Annotated in this window: 24 protein-coding genes; 2 read left to right on the forward strand and 22 right to left on the reverse strand. The window is 53.4% G+C overall.

Annotation, left to right across the window (positions count from 1 at the left end; translation table 11 throughout):
* Positions 1–102: 102 nt before the first annotated feature.
* Entirely contained in the window at positions 103–738 is a 636-nt protein-coding gene (locus tag WG31_RS02810; protein WP_006117030.1) for a recombinase family protein, read from the forward strand.
* A 385-nt stretch (positions 739–1,123) separates the two neighbouring features.
* Here WG31_RS02810 and WG31_RS02815 read toward each other — a convergent pair whose 3' ends face one another.
* Entirely contained in the window at positions 1,124–3,310 is a 2,187-nt protein-coding gene (locus tag WG31_RS02815; RefSeq protein ID WP_063354847.1) for a Hint domain-containing protein, read from the reverse strand.
* Between the two features lie 184 nt (positions 3,311–3,494).
* On the opposite strand from WG31_RS02815, the gene WG31_RS02820 reads away from it, so the two are divergent.
* Positions 3,495–4,091: a recombinase family protein gene (locus WG31_RS02820; RefSeq protein WP_063353576.1), complete on the forward strand. Its 597-nt coding sequence runs from the start codon at positions 3,495–3,497 to the stop codon at positions 4,089–4,091.
* A 136-nt stretch (positions 4,092–4,227) separates the two neighbouring features.
* On the opposite strand, the gene WG31_RS02825 is transcribed toward WG31_RS02820, so the two are convergent.
* The 21 genes from WG31_RS02825 to WG31_RS02920 form a co-directional block, all read right to left on the reverse strand.
* The gene (locus WG31_RS02825; RefSeq protein WP_245191547.1) at positions 4,228–4,410 is read right to left on the reverse strand and encodes a hypothetical protein; all 183 of its coding nucleotides are present in this window, start codon (positions 4,408–4,410) and stop codon (positions 4,228–4,230) included.
* A 103-nt stretch (positions 4,411–4,513) separates the two neighbouring features.
* Entirely contained in the window at positions 4,514–5,206 is a 693-nt protein-coding gene (locus tag WG31_RS02830) for a hypothetical protein (protein ID WP_063353577.1), read from the reverse strand.
* A 65-nt stretch (positions 5,207–5,271) separates the two neighbouring features.
* A complete protein-coding gene (locus tag WG31_RS15765) occupies positions 5,272–5,448 on the reverse strand; it encodes a hypothetical protein (RefSeq protein WP_167348730.1) in 177 nt (58 codons plus the stop codon).
* On the reverse strand, positions 5,445–6,002 hold the full coding sequence (locus WG31_RS02835) for a lysozyme (protein ID WP_063354849.1): 558 nt from the start codon (positions 6,000–6,002) through the stop codon (positions 5,445–5,447). The genes WG31_RS15765 and WG31_RS02835 overlap by 4 nt, the downstream gene beginning before the upstream one ends.
* 209 nt (positions 6,003–6,211) lie before the next feature.
* Positions 6,212–6,523, reverse strand: a complete 312-nt coding sequence (locus WG31_RS02840) for a hypothetical protein (RefSeq protein WP_019089530.1) — start codon at positions 6,521–6,523, stop codon at positions 6,212–6,214.
* A gap of 49 nt (positions 6,524–6,572) precedes the next feature.
* On the reverse strand, positions 6,573–7,760 hold the full coding sequence (locus WG31_RS02845; protein ID WP_063353578.1) for a hypothetical protein: 1,188 nt from the start codon (positions 7,758–7,760) through the stop codon (positions 6,573–6,575).
* Complete coding sequence (locus tag WG31_RS02850) at positions 7,760–8,542, reverse strand: hypothetical protein (RefSeq protein ID WP_063353579.1); 783 nt, start codon at positions 8,540–8,542, stop codon at positions 7,760–7,762. Before WG31_RS02850 ends, WG31_RS02845 begins: the two co-directional genes overlap by 1 nt.
* A gap of 3 nt (positions 8,543–8,545) precedes the next feature.
* The gene (locus WG31_RS02855) at positions 8,546–10,171 is read right to left on the reverse strand and encodes a hypothetical protein (RefSeq protein WP_063353580.1); all 1,626 of its coding nucleotides are present in this window, start codon (positions 10,169–10,171) and stop codon (positions 8,546–8,548) included.
* 7 nt (positions 10,172–10,178) lie between these two features.
* The gene (locus tag WG31_RS02860) at positions 10,179–15,884 is read right to left on the reverse strand and encodes a phage tail length tape measure family protein (protein WP_082823114.1); all 5,706 of its coding nucleotides are present in this window, start codon (positions 15,882–15,884) and stop codon (positions 10,179–10,181) included.
* Positions 15,877–16,608, reverse strand: a complete 732-nt coding sequence (locus tag WG31_RS02865; RefSeq protein WP_063353581.1) for a hypothetical protein — start codon at positions 16,606–16,608, stop codon at positions 15,877–15,879. The genes WG31_RS02860 and WG31_RS02865 overlap by 8 nt, the downstream gene beginning before the upstream one ends.
* Before the next feature lie 4 nt (positions 16,609–16,612).
* On the reverse strand, positions 16,613–16,987 hold the full coding sequence (locus WG31_RS02870) for a hypothetical protein (protein ID WP_063353582.1): 375 nt from the start codon (positions 16,985–16,987) through the stop codon (positions 16,613–16,615).
* Between the two features lie 23 nt (positions 16,988–17,010).
* Positions 17,011–17,445, reverse strand: a complete 435-nt coding sequence (locus tag WG31_RS02875; protein ID WP_063353583.1) for a hypothetical protein — start codon at positions 17,443–17,445, stop codon at positions 17,011–17,013.
* Between the two features lie 91 nt (positions 17,446–17,536).
* Complete coding sequence (locus WG31_RS02880; protein ID WP_063353584.1) at positions 17,537–18,811, reverse strand: phage tail tube protein; 1,275 nt, start codon at positions 18,809–18,811, stop codon at positions 17,537–17,539.
* Between the two features lie 42 nt (positions 18,812–18,853).
* On the reverse strand, positions 18,854–19,300 hold the full coding sequence (locus tag WG31_RS02885; RefSeq protein WP_063353585.1) for a hypothetical protein: 447 nt from the start codon (positions 19,298–19,300) through the stop codon (positions 18,854–18,856).
* A complete protein-coding gene (locus tag WG31_RS02890) occupies positions 19,297–19,737 on the reverse strand; it encodes a hypothetical protein (protein ID WP_063353586.1) in 441 nt (146 codons plus the stop codon). Before WG31_RS02890 ends, WG31_RS02885 begins: the two co-directional genes overlap by 4 nt.
* Complete coding sequence (locus tag WG31_RS02895) at positions 19,737–20,060, reverse strand: hypothetical protein (RefSeq protein ID WP_063353587.1); 324 nt, start codon at positions 20,058–20,060, stop codon at positions 19,737–19,739. The genes WG31_RS02890 and WG31_RS02895 overlap by 1 nt, the downstream gene beginning before the upstream one ends.
* Positions 20,060–20,734 carry a phage head-tail connector protein gene (locus tag WG31_RS02900; protein WP_063353588.1) on the reverse strand — a complete coding sequence of 225 codons (675 nt, stop codon included), beginning with the start codon at positions 20,732–20,734 and terminating at the stop codon, positions 20,060–20,062. Before WG31_RS02900 ends, WG31_RS02895 begins: the two co-directional genes overlap by 1 nt.
* Positions 20,735–20,773: 39 nt before the next feature.
* Positions 20,774–21,022, reverse strand: coding sequence for a hypothetical protein (locus tag WG31_RS02905; RefSeq protein WP_063353589.1), 249 nt, complete (start codon positions 21,020–21,022; stop codon positions 20,774–20,776).
* A gap of 1 nt (position 21,023) precedes the next feature.
* Positions 21,024–22,373, reverse strand: coding sequence for a phage major capsid protein (locus WG31_RS02910; RefSeq protein ID WP_063353590.1), 1,350 nt, complete (start codon positions 22,371–22,373; stop codon positions 21,024–21,026).
* Positions 22,374–23,333, reverse strand: coding sequence for a S49 family peptidase (locus WG31_RS02915; protein ID WP_063353591.1), 960 nt, complete (start codon positions 23,331–23,333; stop codon positions 22,374–22,376).
* A 1-nt stretch (position 23,334) separates the two neighbouring features.
* Positions 23,335–24,612 carry a phage portal protein gene (locus WG31_RS02920; RefSeq protein WP_063353592.1) on the reverse strand — a complete coding sequence of 426 codons (1,278 nt, stop codon included), beginning with the start codon at positions 24,610–24,612 and terminating at the stop codon, positions 23,335–23,337.
* Between the last annotated feature and the right edge of the window lies 1 nt (position 24,613).

Consider the following 24,613-nt stretch of genomic DNA (forward strand, 5'->3'; position numbering starts at 1 on the left):
AACAGTTCTGGTTATCATAAATACTTGTAAGAATCCTGAATGAGGTACGGAGCAAATTCGCTCTTTGCGCAAATCAAGATTTTAGCAAGAAACTTTTGAAAAATGTCTGTCGTTTATGATGTTATGAGTTCATCAAAATCGTGTGATAAAATTGGTTACGCTCGTGTAAGTACAGTGGGCCAAACTTTAGATATTCAGATAAAAACTTTAAAAGAATACGGATGTCACCGTATCTATCGTGAAAAAGCTAGCGGCGCAGATGCTGCACGAAAAGAATTACACAAATTACTCAATAATCTGAAGGAGGGCCAAATAGTTGTGGTAACGCGTTTGGATAGGCTGGCACGTAGCACATTTGACCTTTTTTCTATTGTAAAAGTAATAACTGAAAAAAATTCTCAGTTTTACTCTTTGGCAGAGCCATGGACGGATACAAATACGAGCACAGGCCGTCTGATGCTTGCGGTTTTAGGTGGTTTGGCAGACGTGGAGCGCGATCTTATTCGCAATCGTACATCCGAAGGGCGCGCAAGAGCCATTGCGCAGGGCAAAAAAATGGGGCGGCCTGCCAAAATTACTCCTGCACAGCGAAAGGAAATCATTCAATATCGAAAGAACGGTCAAACATTAAAGAAAATTGCAGATGTTTTTGGAATTAGCTCAACAACTGTCTCCAGAATTATTACAGGAGCAGATAGCCATAGAAGCCGAAAAACAAAAAAGCTTATGGTTCAATAGTCTATTTTTATTATATGCGTTGTAACTCAGAAACAGCCTGCTCTCTATGGAGGCTCTTGCGCACTTTTCTCGTCCAAAAATGCCCAAGCATAATTTGCGCAAAGCTGCTACATGGCACATGGCAGAAGCAGCAGCCTGTTGAGGGCTTGAACAGGAGGGTGGTGGAGCTGAGGGGTGTATAATAATCTTTTTATATCAATGTGTTATGTAGAAAAACTTGGTCAAATATGCTTGTTATTTTTCAAAGGGTTAAGGCGAATTTGTAAACTCTTTATTAGCAAGGATGTCCGTAAATCTCAGGCGTGTGTATTAGGCCGAAACATAAAAACAGGCTCCACCCAGAAAGGGGGAGCCTGCTCAAAAAGATTTTAGCTGTTTAAATCAATTAAGCGGAGCAAGCCTTCATTCCCACTGTGTGCTGCTCGTTCACCAGATAAGGACCTGCTGCACGAACAGTTATTGTGAGGATGCTTATTTTTCCTTGCGTCAGGCAGCCTTCCAAAGGAAGCACCGCATCGCCATTGGTCCAGGCGCAGTCTGTCCAATCGGTGTCATGCCAGCCTTGTGGTTTTTGAGCCTGAAGGTGTGCCGTAATGCTATAAGACTGTCTGGCGGACAGTAAATGCACGTCAGAAACAGCAACGCCCATATAACGGCGGTCATCTACAAATGGGCCGATAGCATCAACCGGGCGGCTGGCGCGGGAAACAATACGTATAGATCCCGTATTGGGCGGCAGCATGAAGCTATATTGCTGCCCACTGTGCCGCATTGGGCGAATGGTTGCACCGTTTGCTGTAATCAGGTGCAGATCCGGGTTGTGCGTTATTTCGGATTTTTCAGGGCGAATACGGCAGCCTATAAGATCGTTTTCGCGCCATTCCAACATCCGGAACAAAGGCTCAACAAAAGAGCGATCCACACAGAGCGGCGCGCCTGCATCTTCTGCCCAGCTTTTTGCAACAGAGTGGAGTGCCACCACGTTGCCTTCCTGACGGAAGGAAGAGCGATTGCCCGTATCCAGATAGCTTTCTGTCATCATGCCATCGGCAGTGATAACCGAGTGTTCTTCGGTTTCTACGTGATAATAATCATAAGAGCTGATGGACTTATCGTAGAATATGGAAATACCGTTTACCAACATACGTACAGGTACAAACTTCCCCATAAAGAACATGCAGTGTTCGGCTGTAACCAGCATGTCTTTATAAGGCACTCCATCGGCAACGGCATCTTTGAGAATACGTACTGGCCAACCTGCTTCATCATCAGGCAGATCAATGCGTGCAGTCGTATGCGCTTTGCCAACCCATACAATCGGGCGTGCTACATGCTGATTGTTTTTCCAATCAAATGTAATAACCTGATCACCGATTTTAAGGTCTTCAACAGCCACTTTACCTTCAGGCGTGCTGATCATGCTGCCTTTCAGGAAGCATGCTTCCAGCCAACCAGATGCGCTTTGATCGCTTCCATTGGTGTTAATCTTGAAATCGTCCTGAGTATAACCTGTGCCGACATCAAGTGTCAGGCTACCTGCCGCCGTTGTAAGGCTTAATATGCCAGTGGTTGGATCATAAGAGGAACTAGTAATGGTTGACCCAACGTTAATCTGATCACCTTTTGTAAAGCCACGGATTTCTCCCGTAAAGGCTGCGGCATTTGCAAAAGTAACAAAGTCCAGACTGTTGCCTGAACCGGCCATATTAATATCCTGAGAGGAAGCACTATTATTAAGCTTGAGGGATCCTCCGTTGCTCAGGTTGATAGTGCCTGTTTGACCATCGGAAGATGTCAGGTTGTTTGCAACCGTCAGATTAGCATCTGTAAGATTCAGCGTGCCATTGTTAATGTAATTTCCCGTGCCACCCTGGATCTGGATATTTCCTGATGTGTTCGTGGATGTATAGGACCACGTGCCATCATTTTCAAAACCACCGCTGCCTACGGTTGTAACGGATGTAGATGAGCCCGGCACATTAAAAGACACGGTTCCGGTGTTTTGGATACCGGAGAAATTCAGATTGCTTGTTGAACCACTGGTGGCGGCAGAATCATCAATGGAGAAGCTGCCAGTATTGGTGAAGGTGCCGGAGCCGGCGCCCCAGTTGGAAGTCATGCCTGTGCCGCTGGTATCAACCACCTTGATTGTACCAGCATTGGTAAGGCTGGTAACATATGGTGCGCTGATAGTAGATGCGCCGGCAGATTCAAGATCAATAGTGCTATTCACATCATTGGAAATAGTGCCGTACTGTAAATAAATACTTGAGCCAGAAGTGGCATCAAGTTGCTTGTATACAATTTTGCCATCAGTTTGCGTTAAGGTACTGAGTGAACCTGTGCCAAGATTGAAGGTGCTTCCTGTGCCTGTGGTAGAGGGAATGAAGGATACTAAGCCTTCATTGGTCAGATTTCCGTAAAAATTAACAATACTGGCAGCAGAAGGTGTAAAAAGAAACTGCCCATCAGATGTATTGGTAACAGTATATTGACCTCCCGATATGGTTGTCGAGGAAGAGTAGGTCTGAGTGGTAGAGTTTGTACCACCGGTAGAATAAGTGTTGCCCATGTTTAATAATTCCTGATTAAAAAATTTCATTCTTGAATTTCCTTATTAATACGTGTTGTAGATATTATAAATAAACAACAAGTTATTTAAGGAAATGCAAAGTTAATAAATTTTTAATCAGGAATTGCGCACACCCTTTTTTTTCTCGTAGCTTGTGGCTTTCCTAGAGGGGAGGCAACAGAACGTGGCGCAGCAGATCGGTTATGCACGGGTCAGCACAATTGGTCAGACGTTAGATACCCAAATTCAGGTATTGGGGCGGTTTGGTTGTGCAAAAATTTTTCGAGAAAAAGCGAGCGGTGCTAATGCTGATCGTATCCAATTGCGTAGGCTTATTCGGGCCGTGTCTAATGGTGATAGGGTTATTGTAACCCGGATTGATAGATTGGCACGTAGTACATTTGATTTATTTGCGATTGTAAAAGAAATTACTGAAAAAGGGGGGCAATTTTATTCGATTGCAGAGCCGTGGGCAGATACCTTAACAAGTACAGGCCGCTTAATGCTGGCCGTGCTTGGCGGCTTAGCTGATGTTGAGCGGGACTTGATACGCACGCGTACAGCAGAGGGGCGTGCGCGTGCCATTAAAGAAGGCGTAAAAATGGGACGTCCGGCTCAAATTAGTGCCTTAAAACGGCAAGATATTATACAAAAACGCCAAGATGGTAAGACCCTGAAAGAAATTGCGCGGTCTTTTGGAATTAGTCCTGGAACAGTATCGCGGATTACAACCGGGGCAGATAGTCATAAAAGCCGAAAGAAAAAACGAACATCTATTTGAGTTCGTGTTATGATGGCCTTAAGGTTACTTATTCCGCCAAAAATCAGACCGCACTACCAGCGCGTGCCAGCCTACAACAAAGATAATGGTGGCGAGTAAACTCTTCCGCCACCATTTACCTGCAACAAGATGAGAGTTATCCAGCCTGCACAGCAGAGTTGGCGGCATCGAGCTGCTTTTCAGCAAAATTCCATTCATCCGCAGTAGGTGCGCGGCCTTCCTTCAGCGGCTTCAGCAGTGCGGTAATATCTTCCACAATCACCGGGCCGTTTTCGACAAGAGCTTCAACCGCAGCAATGGCAATGCTTGCGTAGTTCATTATAGTTTTTCCTTGGTTTTCCGCCATTTCTGGCGGGCAATAAAAAAGGGCATCGGTCATGCCGACACCCTTGGGGATCATTTTCGTGAGGTCAGGAAAATGATTACTTGCTGGCTGGCAGCAGCTTGCGGGCTGCGTCCAGGGCATCCTGTGCGGCTTCAACCTCAGCCTCAGACAGCGGATCACCTTTCGCCGCGGCGTCATCGAGCGGCTTGATCTGGTCATGCGCGGTCTGGAAGGCTGGTTTCAGCTTTGCCACCACAGCCGGATCTGCGGCCGGGTTCTTTTCATAGTCAGCCGCAAGCTGGGCTGCTGCGGCGTCAGACAGGCTCAGGCCGTAAACAGACTGCTGGCGCTGCACGAGCTGATCAGATCCGCACGCCATCAGGCTGGTGCCAACCAGACCAAGCAGCATGACGCCCGCCACGGCAGAAGCCGCGCTGCTTTTCTTGGGTGCGGCTTCGGCAGTGGAAGAAGCAATGGTAGATGTTGCGGCCGCCAGAATGGTGCTGGCTGGCACGGCATCGGCAATCACCTTTGCAGCCGTAGGGCCAATATCCTTATGGGCCGCCACAGCATTCAGCGCCTTTTCCAGATCCGCCTTGTTGGCCATGAGCGCTGTAATGATGCCGCTGTTATCGCTTACCAGCAGAGGTAGGGAGGCAATCAAGACCGTATAAGATGCTCCTGCCGAAACGGTATTGAACCATGTGGCCACCAGATCCCCCAGAATAAGGGACAGGGCGAACAGCGTGGTGGGCTGGCGCAGATATGCACCAATGCGAGAAAAGTTCACGGATCTACCTTTCGAGCACGCTGCGCATGCCCTGTATGTGTGAAATATCGGGATGGATAGGCTGTTCAGCCCTGTGCACCACGCAGGCTCACGGGCAGCGTGTTGATATCTACGCGCTCGATAACGATGTTTTCTTCATTCAGCCGGAAGCCGCTTTGCCGCAGGCGCTGGGCAAAACGGTCAAACAGCAGATCTGCCAGGCAATCCAGTTCATGCCGGGACAGAGGATCTCTCTCACTCATGCGTTTTCCTTCACGCGGTCGATTTCCGCCGCGTTGAGTTGATCTGTGGAAGTAGGGGAGGGTGCAGGTGCTACTGGCTGCGAATCGCAGGGATTAACCCCGCTCCAGAGCAACCATTCCGCATGGCGCCGTGCCGTAAGGCCGGGCACCGTAATCAGCTGGCCGTTTCGGTGCATGTGGTTCCAAAGCAGAAGCTGATCACTGGCCGCGATATCGTGGCCCGCGTTCAGATCTTTCAGAAGTGTGGAACCTGCCAGTGCTGCTGTTCCCAGATTATACTGGAAATCCAGCAGTGCACCTTCGCGGTTTGGCGAAAGCTGCGTGTGCACTAATTGGCGCAGCTTTACCCGCAGGCCTGCCAACGTGAAAACCAACAGGGTTTCGGCCTGCTTCTGCGTAATAGGCGCAGTTTTGGCAGTTACGGCGGCCCCGTTGGCCAGGGCACGATTGCCGTAACCAATAGACCAGTAACCCGCTGGGCAAACGTAAGGATGCAGGCGCAGGCCTTCGAACTTGCGGCACAGGCATGCCGCCAGCTGGATGGAATCATTCATCTGTTTTTCCGGATACAAAAAAGGCCGCACAATGGCGGCCGGAGTGGACGAATTTGCAGACACTCTGGCTGAATTTAGTCCGCCAGAGCACAAAACCCGCAGAAAACAGCCATTTGAAATGGCTTCATATGTGGGCGTATTTCAGTTTTCAGAGTTTTTCAGAACTGTTCAGAACTGAATACTTCTGCATTGACAAACAGCGCAGTCAGCTAGGGATGGCTGAACAGGTGATAAAGAGCTGCGGCCAGCGTTGCGATGCCGGTAGGCCCCAGCATGCTGGCAACCCACATGGTCAGGCGCGTGGCGCCAGCGCGCTCAGCATCATCAATCGCCATTTTGTCGATCTTGGATAAAATCAGCGTATCCCGCTTTTCCAGCGCATCCGTGCGTGCCGCCAAGGCAACGCGGGCATCGCGCTCTTCTCGCTGATCCTTTTTCACCTCACTGAGATCTCCTTGCATGGTGTCGAGTTTCGCCAGGACGGTGCGCAGATCTGCACCATCGTTTTCTGCTGTGGGCATAATGTGTCCTGATACAAAAAAAGCGGCCTAAAGCCGCTGGAAACCGGGATTATTTCGGCCCGATGGCCGTCACCCATACAGTGATGGGCGTTGTGACCGCTTGCGTATGATCACCCGCTACAATCTGAATGCCTACAGACGGAATGCCCGATGCCGTTGGTGCCGCCGTAGGGTTTGCCACGGTCATACGGGAACTGCTTTGCATGCATAGTAGCTGGATGGACGTGGGCACGCCAGAAAATGCTTCCGGGAAATCAATGCTGCCACCATCTGCAATAGAAACAGAGAAAGACTGAATGCGCTGATCTGCCCCTATGGGAAGATCAGATTCCATCGCGACATTTTTCCCGCCTTTCTGAAATGCGCCCGCCCCCAGAATGTTGATGCCACCATCTGCGGTGATCCGCAGAACATTGGCCTTGGCGCTGCCAACATCGGAATAAAGATCCAGAACACCATCCGTGGCTGTGCCAGTCGGGCGATACCATGTGGCATAGCCAGGTGCTGCCGTGTTGGTCATCTGGAAAGATCCAGTGCCAATGGAAACCGTTAGCGCAGACATGGCCCCGGTATTTTTATCTACCTTGCCATTAATATTGTTCTGCAGCGTGCCATCCGCAGTGCTGCGGGCCTGCGATTCTGCAGTCATCAGCGCATTGACCTTGGCAACACCATACGCGCCGTATGTTTTCCCGTCAGATCCTGTCACACCAAAGCGCGGCAATCCGGGTTCTGTGGTCAGATCAACCCAAAACGCCTTTACTGCGGTATCTGTGTTAAGCAGCCCTGTCGCCAGCTGGAGATATCGCAGATCTGCCTGCGCTGCTGGCACAGCTTCCTGAGAGGCGAAATCATCCACATTCTGGACAAGGGTTTTGCCCTTTACCGTCAAGCCGCCTGCCAGTGTCAGAGATCCGTCCTGTTCCAGAACAGGCACCATTTCAGCAGGGATTTCGTTGTAAACCTCAACAGAGCCGGGGAAATTCAGCGCAACCTTGGTGCCTGCCGTGTTCCCCAGAACGGTGGAGCGTGCCAGCGTGCTAGGCGTGCCAACGGTGAGCGTGCCAATGCCCCATTCGGCCTGGGAGCCATCATCGGCAAAATAAAAGACGTTCCCACCGCTTGGAAACGCGGCGGAAAACGCACGCCGGTTTGCTTCCGCCCCATTGAGTGTAAAGCCGCCCGTGCCGGGTGACGTGGCTGTTTCCAGCACATAATTGCCAAGCTGTGCTGCCATTACAGGCGCTCCGTGAGGTCAAGTGTAAGGGAATGCCGATCCGCTGGCCCGTATGGGTTGGACAGATCTCCGCCACTCAGCGTTCCGAACAGGGATTTCTGCGCCAGCACATCAGTTGTGGCGTCAGGATCTGGCACGAACAGAATGTTCTGGCCGGTAGCAGATGCCTGCAAGATCTGATCCAGCACAGCCGCATCGGCATCACCCAAAGAATCGTGCACGATGGAGAGCTTGCGCTGATACCAGCGGCCAGAGACAAATTCCGAACCGCCCAGCGTGGTCACGGTATCCTGCCCCAGATTATTGCCTGCCGTGCTTTGCGTGCTGAAATTGCGCACTGGCTGGAATAACGGGCCTGCGTAGATCAGCGGCACAGACAGGAACCCATCCGGGTTGGCTGTGTCTGTTATCGTGATTTCACAGCGTTCATCAGTTGCAATGCTGGGCAGAACGTAAACACATTGGCCATTAGCTACATTGCACGGGCCCGACCAGTCTGTGTGCCAATCCACGCCCCACCAGCCTGTATCATAGCTGCCAGTGCGAATCCGCCATGCTGCAGTAGCACTCAGATTGGTGCGATGCAGACTGATAGCCTGCCATTGTGCACTAGGAACACCAGAGAGCGTAAGCACCGCAGATGTGCCCGGTGCCCGCCAGCCCAAGCTTGGCGCGCCCTGCTGGTTTTGCAGGTTTGTTACCGGCAGGCCGGATACCTGCGCACTGGCGGCCAACGTGGCGCGTAGCACGTTGTTCTGCCAGCCGAAGCCACAGTTTTGCATAAGTTACACCAGTATCTGAAAGGTCACGGTCTGATCCGTTGCGCGGATCTGTTCGCTCACCACACGGGCAAGCTGGCGGGTTTGCAGCCCAGGTGCAGGAGCTGTGATGCCGATCACGTCACCCAACTCCAGTTGCCACGCATAATCCTGCGGAATGGTCACAGCCCAGAGCCTGCGCTGTGTGCCCCATAATGCGCCGTGAGATTGCGCAATCAGAGTGGCATCCGCCTGCTTGGCCAAGGCCGTGGTAATAAGGGCCGGATCATTCGGCACGCGATATCGGCTCTTGATATCAGCCGACCACCACACCGCCGCACGATCTGCCACGGCAATGATGGCCTGCCGATCTGCCGAGGCCTGCGGGTGCAGATTGGAACCTGTGGTCTGCACCGTGAAATTATGCTGCCAGCCAATACGCCAGCGCCATGTTGGCGGATCTAGCGAACTATCCAGCGAGGCCGCTGCAATTTCCGTGATCAGATCTGCATTCAGCTCCACCACGGGCGTTTCTGATGCCGTAGGGGCAGACAATGCAATGGGTAACAGCGTGCCCGTACGTGTGGGCACCAGCGTGATGTTCAGGCCAGAAAGCAATGTGGTGGCAACTTCTTTGCCTGTGACACTTTCCGAGCCATCCCAATACCAGCCACCAGACCACGGCGCGATGGCAGAGGTTTCTGCCCATCCGGCATCAATATAGGCCGCAGGCATCACCAGATCCTCCAGCAACATCTGCCGCAGAATATCCAGCACACCAGACGGCGCTTTGCCGGAACGGAACTGCCCCACTGCATCTACTGTGATGCCGTAAACAGGTTTTGTGCCCAGACGCAGCCATGTTCCGGCCGATCCGGTCTGCACGGTATATGTGCCCGGAGCCGGGCTGGTTGCATAAATATCCGCAACTGTTGCAGCAAACTCGATACCGCCTGCATACCCACCTTCATACAGTGCAGTGATGGAGGCAGGCCCATCCGAGATCTGATAGACGTAATTCACGCTATCAATCAGCATGGGCGTGATGTTGCACACACTGCCCCGGATGCGCGGCATGTTCTTGCCTGCCACGTTGCTGTCTCCATCCAGCTTGCCCGTTCCACCGTAGGTAGAAACCGGCATGCTGCCATCCAGCCAGTATGTGGCATCCAGCAGATCAATTTCTGCCGTGGTGCGGTCTGGCTTCCAGCTTTTGCCCAGACCTGCAAACACAGGCAGCAGGCTGCCGCTTTGCGGATCTTTCCAGATCTGCCGTGCAGCATCCCACACCTTGCTGCCCGTAAAGATCCGCACGGGCAGATGGTCATTTAAGCGGGTTGTCAGCAGGCTATCCAGAACGCCGCCTGGATTGGCCAGCGTGATGGAACCTGCCGAGAAGGAACCGCCCATGGCATCCGCCGACAGGGACAGACCCCGATCAAGCGCAAAAGCATCTGTCACATACGGCGGATAGGGCATGCCGTTTTCATCCACAAACCCGGCATCTGAAAAGCGGATGGTATCCGTGCTTTCCAGTGCATGGGTTTGCCGGCGCAAGGTGCCGTGTGCCCGCGTGCCATGACTCAGCGTTTGGGCAAGCGTGCCCGTGGCCGGCTGGACAATATCCAGCTCAACCGTTCGGAATGTTGCCATTTTAAGATTACTTTACGCTGGCAGCCCGCATGAACTGCTTTAATTCCAGAACAACAGCAGTTTTCATGCTGTCCACCGCTTGTTTGACTTGGTTTGTGGCATCTACCGCATCAGCAGAAAGCTGCTTGGCCAAGGCTGCCGTAAACTGTCCCGTGTCCACGTTGGCTACGGATTGCAGCATGGTCAGGTTTTTCTGAAATTCCTTTGCGTAATCAGCACCGGAACCAAACCACTCCTTGGCCAGTGTCAGATCAGATTGGGCATCCGATTGCAGGCGCGAAAGCGCGTTGTAATCACCACCCATGGCCGCCTGATAATCAGTGTTCAGATTATCGTTGGCGGCCTTGTATTGATCTTCCACAGACAAAGGCGAGGCATCAGACGTGGCCAGACCTTGCACATATGTGCCCAGATTGGAGAACACAGACGCCACGGATTGATCTGCCTGATCCAGATATTCCTGCTGCGCCTCAAGAGATTTCTCCTGATACTCCTGCTGGATCTGCAACCGCTCGGCATTCTGGGTTTTCTCCAGATCTGCAAGCTGCTGCTGGTAGGTGACGTTATCGGCAAAGTTGTCACCCAGAAAGCCCCGCCAGTTATCCTGCAACTGCTGGATTTCCTGCGCTGCTGATACCTGCTGATTGAGCAGATCCGCACCTTCCTGATCACCCGTGGCAGACAGATAACGTGCCTGCACGGACTGATCAGATTGCGAAAGCGTGGTTTGCTCATTGGCAATCATGGCAGCAGCAATGGCATTGCCCTTATCAAGCAGCGCCTGGGCATCCAGACCGTAGGATGCTGCCGTGTTGGCGGCGTCCTGGTATTTCTGCTTCAGGTCATCCACCTGCTGCATCAGGCTTTCGGAACCGGATGCCGTAACATCCAGAAGCCCTGGCATTGTGGTGCCTACAAATTCCTCAATAGCCTCAAACTTGCTTTGCAGGTCATCTACGGAATAGGTGCCACCATCCAGAGTGGAAAGCGCCTTGGCCATATCCCCCGTGTAGCCGGTGAAATGATCCACCGTGACGTGGGAACTGTCATCAAACTTTGAGACAGACACTTTCATGCTGTCCAGTTCGTCTGCAAGGCTTTTCAGGCTTTCCAGATCCTGCGTGAACGTGTCCACGCTATCGAAACTGGATGGCATGAGCTGCTTCAGCTCCTGCTGCATGGTGGCGTCTGAACTTGTCAGATCCAGATCAGGCAGCAGATCTGTCAGGCTGTAGGTGGTGGATTTCTTGCCCTTTTTAGACCAGCCAACCTTGCCGATGGTATCCGTGTTTGTGGCAGATACGCCCGTGTAGTCGAACGCATTGTTGATGCTGTCCAGATCAGTCTGAAGGCCGGATGCTACGTTATCATTGTCATGAATATCCTTGTAAACATGGCCGCTTATTCCAAGCTGGCCGTTATCCACGGAAACGTATTGATAGTCTTTTTCCCGCTTGGCGAATAAGGGTGCCAGCAGGTTGTAAGCCATCTCACCAATGCCGAAGGCCGCGCCTGCCATTCCCATGTAGGAACCGATGGAGGAAACAGCACTGCCAAAGCTGCTGAAAATGCCGCTGCCATCAGCTGCCTTGCCAGAAAACAGGTTTTCCAGCGCGGAAGATGAACCAACTGATGAGAGCATTCCCACATTTGCAGTAGGCGCCCAGTCAGAAGCAGGCATAGCATTTTCTGCAACTGAATTGCGATATGCCTGTTGCTGTCCGATGGACAACCCAGAGAGATTACCCAAAGCGCCCAATGAACTGCTTTTATCATCAGCGGAGAACAGACTACCGATATCCCCCAGCGTAGTGCGGGATTGACCATCTATGCTGTTCAATAGCGGATTAACCAATGCCAACCGCGCAACTGTACTGGCAACAGATGCTTCCACACCTTGCAACATGCTTTTGAAAGACATTCCTGCTGATGTGCCTTGCACAAATCCCTGCACAACACCATCAGAAAGCTGGTCTGTCATATCGCTGATGGTGCCGGTAAAATCACTCATCACCTGCTGTGCATGCTGGTATTCTGCCGTGGCATTAGAAAGAGCATCTGTGCTGGCCAGCAGCTTCTGGGAATATTCATCTGTTAATGATCGGCCTTCCCTATAAAGCTGTTGCTCTACTTCCATATGGGCAATCAGTTTCTGGCGTGCATCATCATTGGAACCGATCAGGGATGTTTCAGTTTGCAAGATAGCAACCTGATCCATGTTTTGATTGGTCTGGCCGATTATCTGGGTATTCTGCTGGGCAACACTCCATGCTTTTGCCTTGGCAATTCTTTCCTGCATGGCTTGCAGAAATTCAGGCGTATCTTTTTGGAAGCTGTTTTCCGCATCCATGTAGGCAGAAACATATTCCGTTGCATCCTCTGCTGATATTTTACCATCAGCATAGGCCGCGTTGACTTTATCCAGAGCCTGCGTCTGATCTCCAAGAGCGGCGGTGCCAGCATTCCACTGGTCTGCCAGAATGGATTGCTCACGCGCCTGCGCCGCCATAATCTGAGCAGCAGATGCATGTGCCCCATTCTGCTTCTGCTGCGCCTGATCAATTTCCTGCGCCACGCTGACCATCTGCCGGTCATAACCCGTTAAGGCAGATGCACTTTGCGCGGCCAGCGTTTGTGAATGATCCACTTCCTGCAAGGGATCTCGCAGGTTGGCAAGAGAGGCGCTGGTAGCGTCTATCTGGCCATGAATAATTTTTGTCTGATCAGACCACTCTTTCTGGGAAATAATGCCAGCTTGGCGTTCCTTGTCCAAATTTCCCAGAGCAGTGTATTCACCCTGTAGGGAGCGGGTTAAATCATCATGCTGGCCAGCAACACTTGGGTCACCCTTTGAGACCTGAGACGAAACAGACTGATCCATCCGGGCACTTTCAACAGCGCTGTAAGCATTGCCGCCCGTAACCTTGGTGACATAATCAGACGTTTCCTTGGGGATAGTTGTGCGCTTGCCGCTGATATATTCATCCAGCGCCGTTTCACCCCAATTATAGGCCATCGCCACAAGTTTTTGATTGTGGTGATATTTATCATACAGGTGCACCAGATAGTCCGCACTGGCAGACACATTGCCGTGCAGATCTGTCAGATCATTTCCGGCCGCATTTATGGGCTTCACCTGCATGGCGCCAATGGCACCTGCGCTGGAGCGCACGACCTGCCCATGTAGATATTGGCCCGTGCTGCTTTCCGCTGGTGCAATAGCGTGCATCAGACTGGTGATATCACCATTCAGGTGCTGTTCTTGCGCCACCTGATTGATCATGCTTTGCACAGCAGAAATGCCACCATCATGCACAAGGCTATGGTTTGCGGCTGTGTTGGTGGGCATGGAGAACGTAGGATCTGCCGTGTTACCCTGCGCCATGAGCTTTTGCAGGTTTTCAGGCATCAGCTTTTCAATCTTGCCTTCCAGCCAGCTAAAGCCGCTAGATGATCCAGCTTTGATGCTACTCCAAATGCTGGAGAGTTCATCAGGCAGTTTTTTAAGCTGCTTGACCAGATCATCCGCAGCGTTGATGCCCTCAGTCGCCATGGAGACAAACAGATCTCCAATGCTACGGGTTTCTGCTGCAATGGCGCTGGATGCACCGCCCATTTCATCGCTCAGCTTGCGCCAAGCCGCCTGAAATGGTGTCAGGCCCTGATCGGCAGCCCCATGAATGGCGCTTTCCAGCTTCTGGATCACCAGGGAAACGGCATCAGCCTGCTGGCCCATCTGCACCATATGCTGCACGCTCAGCACCAACCCAGCGTTGAAGCCGGGCAAATGCTGATCTGCCAGCGCCTGTGCTTCCTTGTCCGGATCTTCCAATGCTGCTGCCAGTGTCTTGGCGGCATCTGGTACCGTGGTGTTCATGACCGCAGCCAGATCTCGGCTGTCTGCTGTCAGACGCTGGATCTGGCTGGCATCCACCGTAGGCACAGCCGCAATGGTCTGCACTGTGGTGCGGCTGTCTGAGAGCGAGATATCATCATACTGGTCATGCAACGCACGGGCGGCATTTTCAGCAGATGTGGCCATATCATTGTAATCGGCCCGCGTGGCACGCAGATGGGTGGAAAGCTGTGCGAGGCTTTCCTGTTCGCTTTCCGCATATTTGCCCACGCCAAGAATGGCCGCACCCGCTGCACCCGCTGCAATGGCCAGACCGGCGGGGCCTGCCAAGCCGCTTGCTACTCGCGCCAGCGCGCCATCCAGACCGCCCATCACCTGCACCATATTGGGCACCTGATAGAACGCGGCCTGCAATGGGCTGCCACCAGCCAGAACCTGATCAAAAAACTTATGGGTTTCGTCTGCCAGAATACCCATTTCGAACGAAGTCAGCTTAACGGATGCCGCATTTCCACCTTGCGCGGCTTTCTGGCGGTTCAGACTATCTGTAGCCTTGTCCACATAGGCATCATATTCTTTCTGATTGATAATGCCTGTTGCCAGAGCACTATCAGCTTCTGCAACAGCATTGGCGTAATCGCGTTCAGCCGCTGCCAGTGGCACAATCTTGGCCCGAATGGCATCGGCATCCGCAAAAGCGCCGGTGACATCCTCCAGACGGGATGCGCTCAGATCATTACTGGGCAGGCTGATGCCCAGATTGCTGTTGAGATTGCTCTGGTAGGAACTGGCAATGCTGGACAGAGCGCCATCAGAGGCACGCTGCATGGCGGCATAATCTGCCGTGATATCCTGCACGCCCTTGCGGTATCCGTTCAGGGACAGCAGATTGTTTTCAAAGGCAGACCGCAGCTCACGCAGGGACATGACTTCTGCCATTTCAGCGGCAGAGAGCTTTTCCAGAACAGCAGATGCGCTGGAACCATCTTCACCCATTTTGGTGAAGGTTTCTGCCGTAGCAGTCTGTTCCAGACGCAGCTTTGCTTCCTGCTGCACCAGGGCATCAATCTTTTCCCGCTGGGCATCCAGAACGCGCGTAACATCTTCCGGACTGGTGCTGCCGCTTCCAATGGCTTCAACACCACGGGCATCCAGCCGGTCATACTCATCCTGTGCCAGACGGATCTGGCGCTGGATCTTGGAAATACTGTCCCCCGTACGTGCAGCAGAATTTTGCCAGGTCTTATCCGCACTGGTGGCGCTACGGGTGATAACCGTCACCAGATCTTCAGCAGATTTTTTGGTATCGCTCAGAACATCGTCAAAAGAGGCCCCCATTTTGCCCGCAGAAGCAGAGACCTGGTCAGATGTTGCTCCAATTCCAGACAGAGCTTTATCCGCATCAGTGGCCGCCTCTGTGATCACAGCGCCCATGTCTTCAGCAGATTTTGTGATAATACCTAAGCCATCTTCAAAAGATGTGCCGATCTGGTCTGCTGCTCCGGCTGTATTTTCTGCCGCTGTATCAATCGATGTAAGGGCTTTTTCAGCATTACCTGCGCCAAGCAGCACATCATGACTGATTTGGGAAATACCATCTTCCAGGTGGCCTAAAGAATTTTCAACCTTTCCCGCCCCGGCCGTGGCAGCTTCCACAGCACTGGAAATGGCTGTTTCTGTATCCTCCATCCCCTCTTTAAGGGATGTGCCAAGACGTGCGCCATTTTCTACCAGCGCATCAGTTTTATCCAGAAGCGTGTCTATGCGTGCGCCAGCGGCTTCCGTGGGCTGTGCAGTCTGGTCATCCACCACAAAACGGGTGATGACTTCATTGATAACCTCAGAAACTTTAGCCATTGGAAGGCTCCGTCAGCACAAGGGCAGGATACGTCATGACTTGCCCGGCCTGCCGATCCTTACGGTTGCTCCGGCGTGGCTTACGCAGACGTTCAAACCCGCTTTTCTTGGAAAATGTCAGGCCGCTTTCGATTCCCTGCGCTTTCAGGATGTATGGCAGGCGTTCGCCACGGGCATCGCGCCCATCTGACAAGGACAGGAATTTGCGGGTAATTTTGAGTGTGGGATATTGTTTCATGGCCGCTTGCCGTGCGGCCTCCACTATTCCAGGCGGCACACTGGTAATCTGCCCACCCGTATCAATCTTGCGGGCATAGGGCATGGTATTCACGATTTCCACCGTGCTACCCGGCTGAATGGTGGCGGCCGGACGTGTCCACCACTCTCCATTCACACGCACAGCCCAACTGTCACGATACGCTCCGCTGCGTACTGGCGAATGCGTCTGGCAATACTGCAGGGCAAATGCCACGGCCTGCGCCAGATAGGAAAACACGTAACGGACAATGCCACCATCCAGATTGACGCTTTCTTCATCAGCTCCCACATGCCCATCCACAGCTGTGAGGAATGTGCTGGAGGCACGCCCGGATGCAATCAGTTCATCACGATTAGCACGGCAGGCATCAGCAGCTGCTTTATGGAGAGCAGCAGAAGATAGACTTGCACGCGCAGAGACAATGATCTGTTTGCGCAGAACGTCTGCCATACGTGCCCGTGCCATGATGCTATTTTTTCCTAAAAGTGTATTCCAGATCTAGTTTGATCTGTCGGTTACGGATCTGAAGGAATGTCTGATCCATTGATTTGACGAGCTGGAACGTGAAGTCTGTTTCCGCCTCATTTAGCAGGTGCATCTGGCACCAGAGCAGTATCTCGGCATCAGCCAGTGGCTGCGGATAGGCAACATTACGAATGGCCCCCATACCCGCGCCAAAACCCTCTGGACGATGCAGGCGCGTGCCAGCCACGCCATGCCAGCACCGCCAGGGCAGCATGTTGGCTGGCTCTGGATCAACTTTCCGTAGCCAAGCATCCCATGCTTCCCATTCATGTTTTGGCGGTGGCAGCACGCCGCAACGCCCTGCAACCGGCCCATCCACCAGATGCCAGCGCAGGGCGGCTATCAGTTTCCCTCAGCGGCCTGAAGCTGTTCCTTGGTCGCACGGCCTACAGAAGCCGCAGCCTGCAATGCCAGGGCAAGCAATGCGCGGTTTTCGCGGTGCGTGATCATTTCCTTGAAGGTGGCAATATCAATCGGGGCGCCATCATCATTTTCCAGATCCTGCACGTCAATCAGGCACTTTTCACTCAGAGCCTGCGCCTGGCACGCATCATCCATGGAGGGTGGCAGATTGTTGGGATCTACCGGCACGTCAGTTGCAGACAGGCCGGTATTATATTTGATGGCAGCAGCGCGGCGCAGCGCCCACAGACGGTCTGCATAATCTGCCGTCATGCCTTTGGTGACGATGGTGAACTGGTCTGTCACGCCAACAGTAACAGGTGTGCCCTCAGCGATTGCAGCAGCGTTGCGGGTAAAGGAAGAAAGTCTGGCCATTGTGTAAAACCCTGTGAGTTGTGGGTACGAATGAAAAAGGCATCCAGATTATGGATGCCATTCGTGAAACCTGTTTGGTGGAAAGGAACGATCAGGAACCGGTAGCCGCAACGCCGCTCAGACGGAAAATGGCAAACGTGGCGCCACCATCGGGTGCCGGGTTACCCTCAATATCAAACGAGGCTTTCACGGTCTGATTGGTTTGTGAGCTGTTCACTTTACCATTCCGCAACGCCGCATTGGTAAATACAAAGGCATAACCGTTGCCGCTATCGTCAACGGTTTTTACAACAATCGGCCCCTGTGTGCCTGCAATACAGGCAGTGTATTCATCCCAGCTGCGGAAATAGAACTCAATACTGCCAGATGCCGTAAACTGGCCAGTGCGCACACCACACGCATCAGCATGCCCCATGCCATAATCATTGGCAGATCCATCACGCGCCAGCGTGCAGGTAAACTGCGTCAGGCAGCCCTGCGGCGCATCGCCGAAGACCGTAGCACCCAGAAAATTGTTGACCGAGTTATGAACATCGCCGGATGGCGCGGCCAGCACTGCGGTTGCAATATCTGTGGCGGACTGTGTTTCGTTCGCACTGGTGACATCTACGCTGACAGTGCCAAACTGCGCCTGTTGTAACTGGAATTGCACCTGCGTCACCAGACTGCCTGGATAAAGCAGGAATTTTCCTAGAAGCTTTTTGCGAATGGTGAAGGTTTTATCCAAAGAGCCATTCTGGATATCAGCCAGAGTAATGGTGGCGCCATCACTCAATACTGTGGCATCCGCAATCGGCAACGTGCCAGGAGAAAATTCCAAACCGGGGTTTGAAATATTATTCAGAATATAGACGGCAAAAACGTCAATTCCAGCAATTTTATCCACCACATGCACAGTGCCCGATGTTGGGAAATTCACGAGCGCAGAGGCGGGTATTGTGATAATATCACGCCCACTGTGATAGGAATTTTTCAGGTGAACGGTGCCAGTTATGGCCGGCGTTGCTTTTGAATTGATTGTAACAGATGGGGGTGCTTCTGACCAATCCTCTCCCATCACGCCAGCAATCAGATCATCAAATGTGCCAGATGACAGAGCGCCAGAAATGGTGCCTGATGCGGAAACCTGCGTGACAACAGATTGAGAAACCTGCTTGAGCGCATTGATTTCTTCCGGCCGCGCCGTTGTCTGCCCGCGTGAGAAACTTTCACCCGTGATGCGCAATGCCTGATAATTGCCCGAAGGCGGCGTGGCATAGGTTACCTCCAGCACAAAATCCATGAGCGTATCATTGGTTTGTGCGCCAGCAGCCAGCCCTGCTGTGGCTCCAGTAAAAGCCATGTTTACCTCAATAAAAAAGGCCACCCGAAGGCGGCCTGTGTTGAAAGGATGGAAACGGGATCAGCGTTAGCTGGCAGGCGTTGCCGGGCTTTCTGTTTCGCTGGAGGCAGGCGCTGCCTCAGTGCCTGATGTTGCCGGAGCCGCTACAGGCTTTTCATCCACCGGCATCAGGCCGAGGCGGAAACCCATATACTGCGACATGGACAGACACAGATTGGAGGCATCGCACAGCGCAGAAACAAGCTGCTGCCCATCTTCCACCCACGGTTGATCTGTGCCGCCAACCTGCGCCAGCACTGTGTAGGACTTGCCTTTTTCGGCATCAGCAACAGGCGAGAAATCCGGCAGGCCACGTACTTCATGATACAGCCACGCGCCATAACGCAGGCCTGTACCAACGGTGGGTGCAATCAATGCCAGAGCGGCAGTGGTGCTTTCGGCTTCTACAGCCGCGCCGGAAAGCTGGAACTTGCCGGAACCGGCTGCAGTTTCGATAAGAGGATAGAATTTCATGGGGTTTGTTCCGTAATATTCTGCCAGCGGTAATCCACCATCAGCGTGGCGACGTACCAGTTACCTGTCTGGCCAAGAAAAGAAGGTGGCGTGTAATTCTGGCCATCGTAAAACAGGCCAGCGGGCCAGCGTTTATCCGGATCGGCTGGCTGGGTGCGAAACGCAGCCTCAAACGCATTCATGATGGACAGCACGGTGGGTGTGTTCATCTTGCCCTGGGGGATCCAGAGCATGATGCAGATCTGCCCGCTTTCCTGTGCCTGCTTATCACCCAGTTCCAGGCTTTCTATACTGGAGGATGCCAGATCCAGTGCAGCAAAGGCTTTGATATCACCTGTAAAATCCCAGATCAGTGGATCACCAATTAGCAGCCCCAACTTTGCTGCCACGGCACTTGCACGGGCATAGGCATCATTCCAGACTATTTCCGAGGGCATCAGTCGCCTCCTGCTGCAATCAGCGTCCAGCCGCAGATGTTCGCCCCGTCATAAACGGGCGTGGCATCTGTCAGCGTGTAGGTTTTGGGGCCATCCTGAAGGTAGCATTGTGCCCGTGGCGTCACGTTGGCCGCATTCAGCTCATCCGCCAGTGTCTGGGCAATGAATGCCGCCTTGGGCATGCCGTCTGCCAGCTGTGAAGATTGCGGCGGTGGCGCATACGCACGCAACGTGACCGGATTGCTGCCATCCCGCGCCGTGAGCACCATCTGGCGGCCACTTCTGGCAAGCAGCCGCTTGCGGGTTTCGGTAATCTGGCCCATCAGGCCATCCAATCCGCAGCAATGCCAAGCCGATCCAATGCGCCAACGGCATCTGGCGTCAGTCCACCAATGGTAGGATCTAGCGTGCCATAAGATGCCGAACCCACCCCTTGCGTGCTTTCTGATTTCAGAAGCGGGTCACGCCCAGCGGCGCAACTCAGCATCTGAATGGTGCTCAGGCAGCCAGAAGCCACGGAAGCAGGCAGGGTTTGTACCTGCAAGGCCAGGAGCGGGTTTTCTGGTGTAGGAATATCCATACCAGGCAACAGAAAGCCCGCTATGTAGGTGATATCCACTACAACAGGCCTATGAAAAACCATTTGCCGTGGCGGCAGGAATGCAGATGCCATGATACGTGCATTCTTGCGGTCAACATCGCATTCATCCAGCGGGCCAGACCATGCCGCCCCATCCACAGATGCAGATAAAATGGTGGCAACTGGCCCATTGGACAGATTGACGCCCGGAATGCGGCCACGCAGCGTCCAGCGCTCCCGATAGGTTTGGAGCGCCAACGGACGCCCCAAATAATCGGTAAAGCAGCCAGATGCAGCGGTGATAAGCTGCCCAAGCCGGGCATCTTGGCTATCATCCGAGATCTGGAGATATGTTTTCACACTCTCCAGCGTTACCAGATCTGTTTTTTCGGCAGGTGTAATGACTGCAACTGTCATACTGCACCCCAAATAAAAACGGCCTCCAGATGGAGACCGTTAGGATTTGCCATTTTCTGGCGTTTCTGGCTCATTTTCAGCCGGTTTTTCCTCATTTTGAGGTGTTTCCGTCTCTTTTTGGCCCGTTTCTTCCGGTGCAGCGGGCTCCGGTTCAGGCACCGGCTTTGCAGTGCCTTTTTTAGCAGCCACGATGGTATCAGCCACGTTATCTGGAAACATGCCTACGTCACCCTTGTTGTAAACGGCACCAATGCCGCCACAACGGTCTGTAAAGGTCACAATTTTCATTTTACTGCCCCGCGACCGCACCAGGGAACCATGCAGCCCCTGTCAGCACCGCAATGGCGCTATCGTAACGCGTGTTCAGATCCACAGCCTCAATCACACGCACCAGCGTTTCATCATTCTGGAATGCGGAGCGCGTAACCCCCGCAGCATCCACGTAAGATGCCTCCGTACTGATTGCCAACGTAGTCTGGAGAGCATCCCCAATCAGGATTTGGGAAAAATCTGCAAAATACAGCTCAGACTCATTGCCGGCAGTGCCAAGGTTATCAGGCACAGATGTGGTGCTGGCATAGGGAAAGGCACCAATCCGTCCATCTTCAATTTCAGGGAAAGCCAGCGCACCAGTAGAGGTTTGAAGTTGGCTCAGGAATTCCACCAGAGTCGGATTGATGATGTAACCCGGAGACCTCATGGGCACGTTATTCTTGGTGAGTGCCAGGCGGAGTTTCCCAAGATCATTGCGCACATTCTGCACATTGACCGTAGCATTTGCCGCAATGACATTGGCGGCATTAGCCAGGTAACGCAGACCAGCAGGCGCAAAATCAGAAGCGGCTCCGCGAATGAACTGCTGATCTTCTTCGGTAGCTACCGAAAGCGTGACGTCATCGCGCACCAGATTGTCTGTCTGAATTGAATTGTAACGCAGCAGATCATTGGTGATCGGCACCAATGCCCCCAATTTTTTAGCTTTCATCGCTACCATATTGATTTCAGGTGCTGATGTTGGCACAGGAGCACGCTCCCCCATCCACTGGGCATTGGATGTGCCGGTCTGCTTACGGAAGGTCAGATTGCCATTTGGCATCGGCACGGAAACCGCACCCATTTTCCGAACGGCCACAGCAGGACGCAGGGCCTCAATCAGATCTGTGGAATAATCGGTATTGACCAGGAAACCACCCTGCACATCTACAGACTGTTCCATGTTGTCAGCCGCAGCGGCAGCGAAAGTGGAACCCCACGTTTTTTCTGAAAAATCCAGAACAGCACGCATGCCGCCTTCACCACGGGTGGCAGCAACAGCCTGCACCAGACGGGAAAACTTGATGCCGGGAGCAAGCTTTTGCTCAGCCTGAGTCGGAACCGTAGAGCGGCTACCGGGATTTCCTGCAGGCAGAGGCGCCATCGGCCGCGCAGCTGCTGCGCGGCGGCGCTCCATGTCAGTTTCCCGCTCAATACTGGCTGTTAGGCGATCATCTTCTGCCCGCAACTGGTCATATGCTGCGGTTTGCTCTTCTGTCAGATCGCCAGCTTCATTGCTTTCTGATGCAGCCAGAATATTGTCCATTTCGGCATGCACTTCGGCCTGACGACTGCGGAGTGCTGTGATGCGGTCACGAACGGGCATTTACGCGTGTCCTTCTGCGAGTTTCCGGCGTGCTTCCAGATCCGCCATTGCAGCGGCGCGACGTGGAGCGGATTTTACCGGGGTTTTTGGAGGGGTTGCGGCACCAAGCTTGGCCAAGGTGGCCGAAAGCGTGCTGATACCATCGGCCATTCCGGCTGAAATGGCGCTGTTTGCCACCTTCATGCCGCCTTGGCCGAAATTCTGTTTTACGTTGTCCACCGATGTGTGGCGGCCCCGTGCGACAGCCTGGAGAAATACGGCCTCCAGATCATCCAGTACGGTGCGGATCTGCGCCTGATCATCATCGGATGTGACGTCCAGCCGCTTGTTTGGGGCATTGGAGCTGACAATATCCACCTCCATCATGCCGTTTGCGTCTGGCTCTACCTGCTTTGCGCCAGACATAACCACGCCGATGGAGCCAACCAGGGCTGTATTATCCATCAGGATGGTGGAGCACTGGCTTGCCAGCCAATAGGCGGCAGATGCAGCCATACCCGGCACAAAGGCCGTGATAGGCTTGCTGGATGCCGCAATCTGGCTGGCCATGTCACTCACACCCGTGGTGACACCGCCGGGGCTGTCAAACACCATGAGGATCTGCTTGACGTCCGCACTGGACAGCGCCGCCTGAAGATCTGCCGACAGGCTGTTAAGATCTGTCGCGCCTGAAAACTCTGTTAGCAGATTGGCACGCGGGAAAATCGGCCCCATGACAGGAATGGTGGCAACGCCCTGCTTGTTGAGCGTGACGTTGTTTGTGCCGTTCATGCGCTTGCCGGTATCAGCCACGGCTGAAAGCATGGTCTGATAGCGTTCTGCATGCCCATCAGCCCGCAGAACATCCAGCACGGGGGCTTCCAGCGCACGGGCAGCAATGGCCTCAATAGCACCTAGATGTGCGGGAAGGATCGCCCAGGGCTGTGCCCTGATCGCTTCCAGCGCATAATATCGTGTCATGTCAGTTTCCTGATTCTGTTCCGGCTGGGGTTTCGCCTGCCACACCGATATTGATTGGCCGCCACAACTCAGATCCGACATCACCACCAACGGGGTTCAGATCGAAATTGCTGCGGGCCTCATCCGTGTTCATCACGCCCGCATTACGGAGAGCGGAAACACCCTGAGCACGATCCAGAAAACCGCCTTTCAGCAGATCGGATGGATCATGCTTGAAAATGCAGCCTGCATCCGCAAAGGCATGCATGGCGCTATCCGCCACGCGGGCGAAATGCGGGCCAAGGTGATAGATCACGAATTCCAGAGACTGTTGCTCAATATTCCCGAACGTGGCCTTGGACAGTTCGAAAATCAGATGCGGCGGAACACCCCATGCACGCGCAATATCCAGCACCTGGGCAGTGCGTGTTTCCACCAGCTGCCCATCCTTGTTGTTCATGGGCATGTAATTGGCTGTCAGGCCACGGCCTAGAACGGCTGGTGTACCTGCATTCATGGGGCCAGAATACAGCGCTTGCCAATCTTCTTTAATGGCCTGCCGTTCTGCGGGCTTAATTGGATCAGATGTTGTGAGAATTACTGGCGGCTGGCCGTTATTGCGCCAGTAATTCTGCACATAGGTGGCTGTAGCGATGCTCTCGCCAAATGCCTCTTTCATGTAGGCGATAGGGCTAAGACCTTGCAGGCCGTTCCGGCTCATGCCGCTAACGTGCCAGATATCACGCGCCGCAAAGCGCCCGGATGAGCCATCCGGCAGAGTGGTATCATAAAACATACTCTGCCCGGTTGCCCGCTCGAATGACTGCAACGGCAATGTGCCAAACGGATCAAGCCGCGTAAGCGCCACAGGCCGCATAAAGGCATCCCGCGAGACATACGCGTAGAAATTCCCGGCCATCAGCAGATCGCTCATCAGGATTTCCCGAAAAGCAAACCGGCTTTGCGCGTCATTTGGCCGCCCGTTCATCAGCTGATAGAGCGGATCATCCGTCAGTCGGTGCGTGCCAGTGCCATCGTGCCGGCAATAGTGCATAGGCACCATGGCAAACACGCCAGACAGGATGCGCAGGGCCTGCATGACGGCAGGCAGCGAAAGCGTGGTGCGCTCAGTGACCAGCACGCCAGAGCGGGAAGGCCCACCCATTGGAAACGAAACCCACGGCCCACCTGCCTGAAAATTATCAGCAGGAGAGCTGACACCAGCTTCCGCATGAAGGCGAGGCTCCCGGCGTGCGGATACCGGCGGCCCAGATCCACGTAGGAAATCCAGAAGCCCCATT

The sequence above is a fragment of the Acetobacter oryzifermentans genome (genome assembly GCF_001628715.1).
Classification (GTDB): domain Bacteria; phylum Pseudomonadota; class Alphaproteobacteria; order Acetobacterales; family Acetobacteraceae; genus Acetobacter; species Acetobacter oryzifermentans.